The sequence below is a fragment of the Alteromonas sp. AMM-1 genome, assembly GCF_047290655.1.
Lineage (GTDB): Bacteria > Pseudomonadota > Gammaproteobacteria > Enterobacterales > Alteromonadaceae > Alteromonas > Alteromonas mangrovi.
This window is the reverse complement of sequence record NZ_JBLBUE010000158.1, coordinates 1-7,968: the sequence shown is the minus strand read 5'-3', so window position 1 is coordinate 7,968 and position 7,968 is coordinate 1. Positions and strand designations below refer to the sequence as shown.

6 protein-coding genes are annotated in these 7,968 nt (G+C 47.5%); all 6 read left to right on the top strand.

The window, feature by feature from the left end; translation table 11 throughout:
* On the top strand, nt 1-498 hold a 498-nt coding region (locus ACLR2L_RS16975), incomplete at its 5' end, for a transketolase C-terminal domain-containing protein (protein WP_413369784.1).
* Between the two features lie 10 nt (nt 499-508).
* Complete coding sequence (locus tag ACLR2L_RS16970; RefSeq protein ID WP_413369782.1) at nt 509-2,134, top strand: dihydrolipoyllysine-residue acetyltransferase; 1,626 nt, start codon at nt 509-511, stop codon at nt 2,132-2,134.
* Between the two features lie 128 nt (nt 2,135-2,262).
* On the top strand, nt 2,263-3,120 hold the full coding sequence (locus ACLR2L_RS16965) for a 23S rRNA (adenine(2030)-N(6))-methyltransferase RlmJ (RefSeq protein WP_413369780.1): 858 nt from the start codon (nt 2,263-2,265) through the stop codon (nt 3,118-3,120).
* Nucleotides 3,117-4,958 (top strand): serine/threonine protein kinase, encoded by a 1,842-nt coding sequence (locus ACLR2L_RS16960; RefSeq protein ID WP_413369778.1) that lies wholly within the window; start codon nt 3,117-3,119, stop codon nt 4,956-4,958. Before ACLR2L_RS16965 ends, ACLR2L_RS16960 begins: the two co-directional genes overlap by 4 nt.
* Nucleotides 4,959-5,050: 92 nt before the next feature.
* The gene (locus ACLR2L_RS16955) at nt 5,051-5,920 is read left to right on the top strand and encodes an acyl-CoA thioesterase domain-containing protein (RefSeq protein WP_413369776.1); all 870 of its coding nucleotides are present in this window, start codon (nt 5,051-5,053) and stop codon (nt 5,918-5,920) included.
* A gap of 642 nt (nt 5,921-6,562) precedes the next feature.
* Nucleotides 6,563-7,642 (top strand): pyridoxal-phosphate-dependent aminotransferase family protein, encoded by a 1,080-nt coding sequence (locus ACLR2L_RS16950; RefSeq protein ID WP_413369786.1) that lies wholly within the window; start codon nt 6,563-6,565, stop codon nt 7,640-7,642.
* Nucleotides 7,643-7,968 lie beyond the last annotated feature (326 nt).

Below are 7,968 nucleotides of genomic sequence, written 5' to 3'. Positions count from 1 at the left end.
TCGGCTATTCGCGATGACAACCCGGTGCTGTTTATGGAGCCAAAACGCTTATATCGTGCCTCAGTACGCGAAGTGCCAGAAGAAGAGTACACCATCCCATTAGGTAAAGCCGACATTGTACAGGAAGGTAACGACATTACGTTGCTGGCCTGGGGGGCTCAGGTTGAAACCATTAAAAAAGCGGCTGATATGGCGCTGGAAGATGGTGTGTCATGCGAGATCATCGATTTACGCAGTATTCTTCCCTGGGACGCGCAAACGGTTGCGGAGTCGGTAATGAAAACAGGCCGCTTGCTGATCAACCACGAAGCACCAGTTACGTCCGGTTTTGGCAGTGAAATTGCGGCGCGTATTCAGGAACATTGTTTTCTGTACCTGGAAGCGCCGATCACGCGCGTGTGTGGCCTGGATACTCCGTTTCCGCTGGCGCATGAAAAAGAATACATGCCGGATGAATTTAAAACTTACGAAGCCATTAAGCGCGTACTGAACTACTAAGGGACAAAACATGACAGATTTTATTTTGCCCGATATTGGCGAAGGCGTAGTGGAATGCGAGCTATTGGAATGGCTGGTAAAAGAAGGTGACAGGGTTGAGGAAGATCAACCCGTTGCAGAAGTGATGACCGATAAAGCGACGGTACAAATCCCGTCTATGCATTCAGGCACCATTACCAAATTATTTTATAAAGCTGGTGATATTGCCAAAGTACACGCGCCGCTTTTTGCGATGGCACGCGACGGCGAGACTGAAGCGCCTGTTCCGGTGAGTGCGGTACAAACGTCATCTCCAACATATGCAACTGAGGTTACAACACCTTCAGTAGCCAATGAAACCTTCATTCTGCCTGATATCGGTGAAGGTATCGTAGAGTGCGAAATCGTTAAGTGGCACCTGAATGAAGGTGACCATATGGAAGAAGATGATGTGGTAGTAGAGGTGATGACCGACAAGGCGGTAGTGGAAATACCCGCTAAATATGCCGGTGTCATGACGAAGCGTTATCATCAGGAGGGTGAAATTGCCAAAGTGCATGAACCCCTGTTTGAAATGAGCGTTGCAGGCAGAGAAGCTGTCGCATCGATGGCTTCTGCTAATACTCAGCAAACACCACCGGTTAAATCTGAGCCTTCGGTTGGTATGCAAAGCCAACCTGTTGCGCAATCGACTTATCAGCCATCACATGGGTTTAGTGAAGGCAGTGAAGAGCCTGTTAAGATGATTTCAGGCAAAGTTGCAGCCAGCCCTGCGGTGCGCAGGCTGGCCCGTGAAAATGGCGTAGATTTAAAACAGGTAAATGCCACGGGTAAAAAGGGCCGTGTGCTGAAAAAAGACGTACTGGCGGTGCTGAATTCGGCTGTTATCCAGCCCAATGCTAATGATGTTAACGTGCCTGTTAACAACGCGTCGGTGAAACCTGTGGCAGGTGATGTAAAACGCGTACCACTTACGCCGGTTCAGCGTGCTATGGCTAAGCAAATGACCCGTTCAGTAAGCACTATTCCGCACTTTACGGTATCGGAAGAGCTGGACATGCGGGGTTTAATTAACTTAAAAGCCATGCTGAGCGATACGTTTGCCAAGCAGGATATCAAACTTACGTATATGCCGTTCTTTATTAAGGCGTTGTCGTTATGTATGCAGGAATATCCCATCTTCAACGCGCGTTTGAGCGAGGATGAAACGGCGCTGGATTACCTTACCGAACACAATATCGGTTTTGCGGTGGACAGCCCGATTGGATTACTGGTACCGAATATTAAAGGTGTACAGGATCTGAGCGTAATGGACATTGCCCGCCAAATGCAGTCTATTGTGCAGGCTGCCCGGGCCGGTAAGTTGTCTTCTGAACAACTGAAAGGCGGTACAATAAGCATTTCCAATGTGGGAGTGCTGGGTGGTACCACGGCAACGCCTATCATTAATCATCCGGAGCTGGCGATTGTTGCGTTAGGCAAAATGCAAACCCTGCCCAGGTTTGATGCGAATGGTAACGTAATAAGCGCATCCATTATGCACCTGAGCTGGTCTGCCGATCACCGGGTAATCGACGGCGCTACCATGGTGAAGTTTAACAACCTGTGGTGCGATTACCTTAGTGAACCGGTAAAAATGCTGAGCCAGCTGCGCTAGTTTGGCATTGTCACAGGCAGGTTGTCGGCGATACACTTACGCAATTGACGCCGGAGCAACAGGCTCCGGCATAATTTTAACGCCCGCTATACAGATAGCGGGTCGTTATTCAGTTAGAGAGCCCGACTTTGCTAAGTTACCTTCATGGTTACCACGCTGGTAATCACGCCGATTTGATCAAGCACATCACCTGGTTGGCTGTATTAGACAAGCTTCATCAGAAAACCAAACCGTTTTCGTTAATCGATACTCACGCAGGTGCGGGCTGTTACCCGTTGGACGGAGAGCAGGCGCTTAAAACCCAGGAATTTAAACGCGGTGTAGCCTTGTTGCAAAACTGGAAGCCTGAGCATCATGTGTTACAACGGTATCAGCAGGTAATTGGCGATTTTGTAGCGCGTCAGCAGTACCCAGGTTCTCCGTTGATCTCGGTTTCGCAACTGCGCGACAATGACCAGCTTCATTTGATGGAGCTTCATCCCGGCGAATTCGAACGATTACGCGGTGCAATTAAGCAATATCGTGGCAATGGGCATAGTCATGTGCATCACCGCGATGGCCTGGAAGGCACCATTGCTATGTGTCCGCCAAAGCCCAATCGTGGCGCCATTTTAATCGATCCGCCCTATGAACAGCGCAAAGAGTACAACGCAGTGATCGCCGCCGTTGAGCAGATCCTAAAACGTTGGCCCCAGGCACAAATTGTACTGTGGTATCCATTGTTATCTGAACGGGCGGGTGACAAAACCGGTCAGTCGGAAGCCATGTGCGAGAGTCTGGCATCGCTGTCTCACAATGTGCTCAAAGCAGAATTGTGTGTTGATGATGCCTCGTCAGATACTGGGATGTACGGTTCTGGCGTGTGTTTAATTAACCCCGCGTGGCAAATAGATGCTGTGCTAACCGATATCCTCAACGAACTCACCCCGCAAATGGGTGTAACGGCCACTTCGACTGTTCGCTGGTTACATCAAATCGACGCATGAAACCCCAGGGCATAAAGCACTTTTATATTCCGGAAGAACAGTCAATTTACTTACTGTCGCATACCGACGCGAAAAAATTGAAAGACTGGCTGGCGCTGTGTATAGAGCAGTTAGGTGCCCTAGGCTATCGCGATATTCATTTGATCGGTAAAGGCGCTTATGGATTTGCGTTTGCCGGAATTGATCAGCAACAGCGCCACCGGGTATTTAAATTTACCCGTATCACGTTACCCGCCAGCATACAGGATAGATTGGAAGAAGAGGCCTTTATGCAGTCGATGGTAAAGCATCCTCTGGTACCAAAGGTACTCGATTTTCATCAAAAAGGCCGGCAGTCAATTTTAATGATGGAGCGTGCGCCAGGACTGGATTTAGAACAAGTGAGTTTGCGTGATGGCGCTTTGCACCCACGTTTGGTTGTAAAAATTGCTGTTCAACTGGGGAAAATCCTATTGGATCTTCGTCAGCACGTGCATCAGGGGCAATTTCGGCCGATCGTACATGGCGATATCAAACCCTCTAATCTGGTATGGGACGAAGAAAACGAGCAAATAGCGCTCATTGACTGGGGATCATCGGTATTCGCCCAACTGGACGAGCATTTGCAGCCCGTTCAAAACAATGTGCTGGATTTAATGTCTGGGGACTTGCAGCAAACCAATGCCCGGTTAGGTGATGTGTATTTTATAGGCGATGCACAGTTAAATGGTGCCTTGTCGAGCCCAAGGTTTGATGAACAGGGTATGGCCAGCACCTTGTATGCACTTGCTTCCGGGCAGTCAGCCCGATTTGCCCGGCAGGTTGTGCCACCGTCTTCTCTGGGGTTGCCCCGGGTATTGTCGGACATTTTAACGTATATGCTAAGCGACGATGAAAAGGCCCAGCGGGAAGGCGGAGATTATTTGCTATCGCATTTGTCGCTACTGGAAAACCTGGTATTTGGTGGTTACGTACCGCCACAAAACGAAGCATTATTGCCCGTTTGGGTAGGACGTCGCAGTAAATCCATCGAAACCGTAGTGTACAGCTCGCGTAAGTCTTTCTTACGGGAGCGGGCGTCTGATACAAACCTGGCCGACACCGTACAAGCACTCAATTATATTAACGATGCGCAATTTGAGCGGTATTACAAAAACTATCTCGATGGGATGGGCGACACAGAAAAAGGCTTTTTGGCCGCCATTAGCCGATTGGCAAAGTACCCCGTTGTGGGCGGTTTGGCTATTAACTGGCAACCCGAGGGGGTGTATATAGATTCGAGTTTGAACCTTCACGAGCCGGACAAAAAATGCGCCTTTGAACAAGCCGTGAACAATGTAGTGATGTTGGCTCGCGCCATTCATCGCAAAGGGGTGTTTAAATGCTGTTTATTTGATGCTAAAAACACGCTGCACTTCGATCGGGCCACGCCAGAGGGGGCGTTTGTAGCAGCGCCGGGCACCCGTATTCCTTACGAAAAATCAGTACAAACACTGAGTGCCAGCGAGAGCCGTTTGCACTCGTATTTTGAAGACGGTGACGACCCGGATGAACTATTGGCGTTACCCGCGTCGATTATGGATGCCATTGCCAGGTTGAATTCTATACATCATACCGGATGCATTATTTTTGAGGCGTTGAGTCACCATCTTAAAATTCACAGCTACTACCGATTACTTGATCACACCAAAGAAAATGAGTTTAATGCGCTGTTAGATTTGATCGTGCGGGCGTTACCGGAAATCAGTGGGGAAGGGATCAGCGGCTTCATGAAACTCCCATACAAAGACACGCGGTTCTTTGATCATCGCGCACGTTGCGCAGATAAGTATTATCCAAGAAACCCCAAAGCACAGTAGGCTGCGACATTAAGCTGAGTAAATTAGCTGAGTATATGCGCAAGTAGTGTGTGTTCTTTTCCCGGGGAATAAATACGTTTTAGGAGATATCCTTGGAACAACAAAACGAAGTTAAATTGTCTTCATTATTAGAGTTAGAAACCTTAGAGCACGGATTGTACCGCGGCCAAAGCTGGGATCTTGGCTTTCGGGCCCTGTTCGGCGGGCAGGTACTGGGGCAAGCCTTGCAGGCTGCGTATCAAAGTGTGCCTGAAGATCGTGTAGTACATTCTTTTCATAGTTATTTTTTGTTACCAGGCGATGCGCAAAAGCCCGTTGTTTATGATGTAGAAATTGTACGCGACGGTAAGAGCTTTTCAGCCCGTCGGGTAAAAGCGATTCAAAATGGTCGCAATATTTTTTATATGACAGCGTCTTTCCAAACACCGGAAGCGGGAATGAGTCACCAATATGCCGATATGCCAGATGTACCGCCGCCCGAAGACGTTGAACCCGATATCAGAATGTACGAGCGAAACTATGAGCATTTGGGGCGTCGCATGCGTGAGGCCCTTAGCTACCACCGTCCAATTGATATTCGTACTGTAGATGCTGTGGCGTCATTCACGGCCAAAAACCGCAAGCCGGTGCGTGCCACCTGGTTAAAAACCAATGAAATGTTGGGAAATAATCAGGCAATGCATCAGGCTGTACTGTCTTATGCCAGTGATTACCATTTCCTGAGCACATCATTGCAACCTCATGGTGTACAGATAACCGATAAAAACCTGGTAATAGCGACTATTGATCACGCAATGTGGTTCCACCGCCCGGTAAATATGAATGAATGGTTGTTATATGTAATGGAAAGCCCGGTCAGTGAAAATGCACGTGGCTTGGTTCGCGGGCAGATATTTAATCAGCAAGGACAATTAGTCGCTTCTACTATGCAGGAAGGATTGATGCGTTTGCGCGAAGAATAAGCGTTATTATTCTTGTGTTTAAGAATAATCTGATATCGAATACTGGCAGGCTATTTGGCCTGTCAGATTGCGAACATACAGCACAATAAAAAATGCCCAGAACTTAAAAAGCTCCGGGCCTAGGGGAATGGCTCATTGCTGAGCCGTGCGCTAACTTTTACAAAGGGAGAGGATGTACAGTATTCACGCTGTTTACCAATAATAGCGTAAAGCTGCTCACTTTATAAACAAAATTTTGAAAATTTCTTCAAACTGGCTGAATTATAGACCAATATCTGCACGCATCAAGCAAACATATAAAATAAATCCACCGAAAGTGAACATATTTTAAACAGGTTGTGCAACATTTATCCACAAATTGACGACCGGTTTTACCGGAAAAACGGTCATACTGCATCTTTGTATAAGTTTATCTGCAATCTTCAGGTTATAACATTCACCTCATGAATAATGGTAATCCCAAATTGAAGTCACCTGCTGCATTGTGGTTTCTGGTAGCCAAAGTAGAATACGTTTCAAAGCAAGATTACGGTTTAAGCCAAAACCATTGGCTCAACGCAATCATCACATGTTTGCATACTGTTCAATAAGGCATCGATTATGAAAACCTACAAAAGCCATATTCCACCATTGCGCACACTTATGGGCCCTGGTCCGTCTGATGTTAGCCCTCGGGTACTCAATGCGATGGCACGCAGTACGGTTGGTCACCTGGACCCGGATTTCATTGCGCTGATGGATGAAACCAAAGAGTTGCTCCAGTATGCGTTTAAAACCAAAAACCCGTTAACTATGCCAATTTCTGCGCCGGGCTCGGCGGGAATGGAAGCGGCATTTGTTAACCTGGTTGAACCTGGTGATACAGTAATTGTGTGTATTAATGGGGTGTTTGGCGGTCGCATGAAAGAAAATGTGATCCGCTGTGGCGCTAAAGCAGTGGTAGTTGAGGACGCCTGGGGCACCCAAACCGATCTAAACAAACTGGAAGACGCACTCAAAGCGCATCCTGAAACAAAAATTGTTGCGTTTGTTCATGCTGAAACCTCAACAGGAGTGCGCAACGACGCTGCGGCAATGTGTAAACTCGCGCAACAGTATAATTGCCTGACGATTGTAGATGCAGTGACTTCACTGGGTGGTATTGAAGTAGCAGTGGATGATTGGGGTATCGATGCCATTTATTCCGGTTCACAAAAATGCCTAAGCTGCGTGCCCGGCATTTCGCCGGTATCATTCAGCCCACGTGCCGTCGAACTTATCCAATCCAGAAAAACACCGGTACAAAGCTGGTTTTTAGATATGAATCTGATTGTTGGCTACTGGGGGCAAGGTGGTAAGCGGGCATATCATCATACCGCACCGGTGAATAGTATTTATGCAACACACGAATCATTAGTGATATTGCACGAAGAAGGACTGGAAAACGCGTGGGCGCGCCATGCGCGATTACACGACAAACTGGTGAGCGGGTTAGAGTCGCTTGGCCTTGAAATGGCAGTAGACAAAGCGTATCGGCTACCTCAGTTAAATGCAGTAAAGATCCCAGACGGCGTGGATGACACAGCGGTGCGCAGTAGATTGCTAAACGATTTTAATCTGGAAATCGGTGCCGGCCTGGGTGGATTTGCAGGTAAGGTTTGGCGTATCGGACTGATGGGCGCCGGATGTACCGACAAAAACGTGGACTTTTGTATTGGCGCACTGAAAACCGTTTTAAACTAAAAAATTCCTCTTAAAGCTTAGAGTTGTAATAAATAATTGTTATTTACTTACAACTAACGCTAGTATCGTCTCTGTTAGTTGATCGTATAAAATTGACTAACAGGGATGTGTTTCAAGTTTCAGGCACAACGCTGCCGCACACTTTTCATTTCCCGCATTGCTCACTTCCGGGTTAAACGGCAATCATCATTGCGTTACATTCTATAAGGTTTGTTTATGCTACACAGAATCTGGCTCGCATTTATTGTCAGTGCGTTTGCAGCCACATGTTATCAGGCGTTCTTTGGCGTCCACCCTCAGGGATTTCAGGACGTTTTGTCCATGGT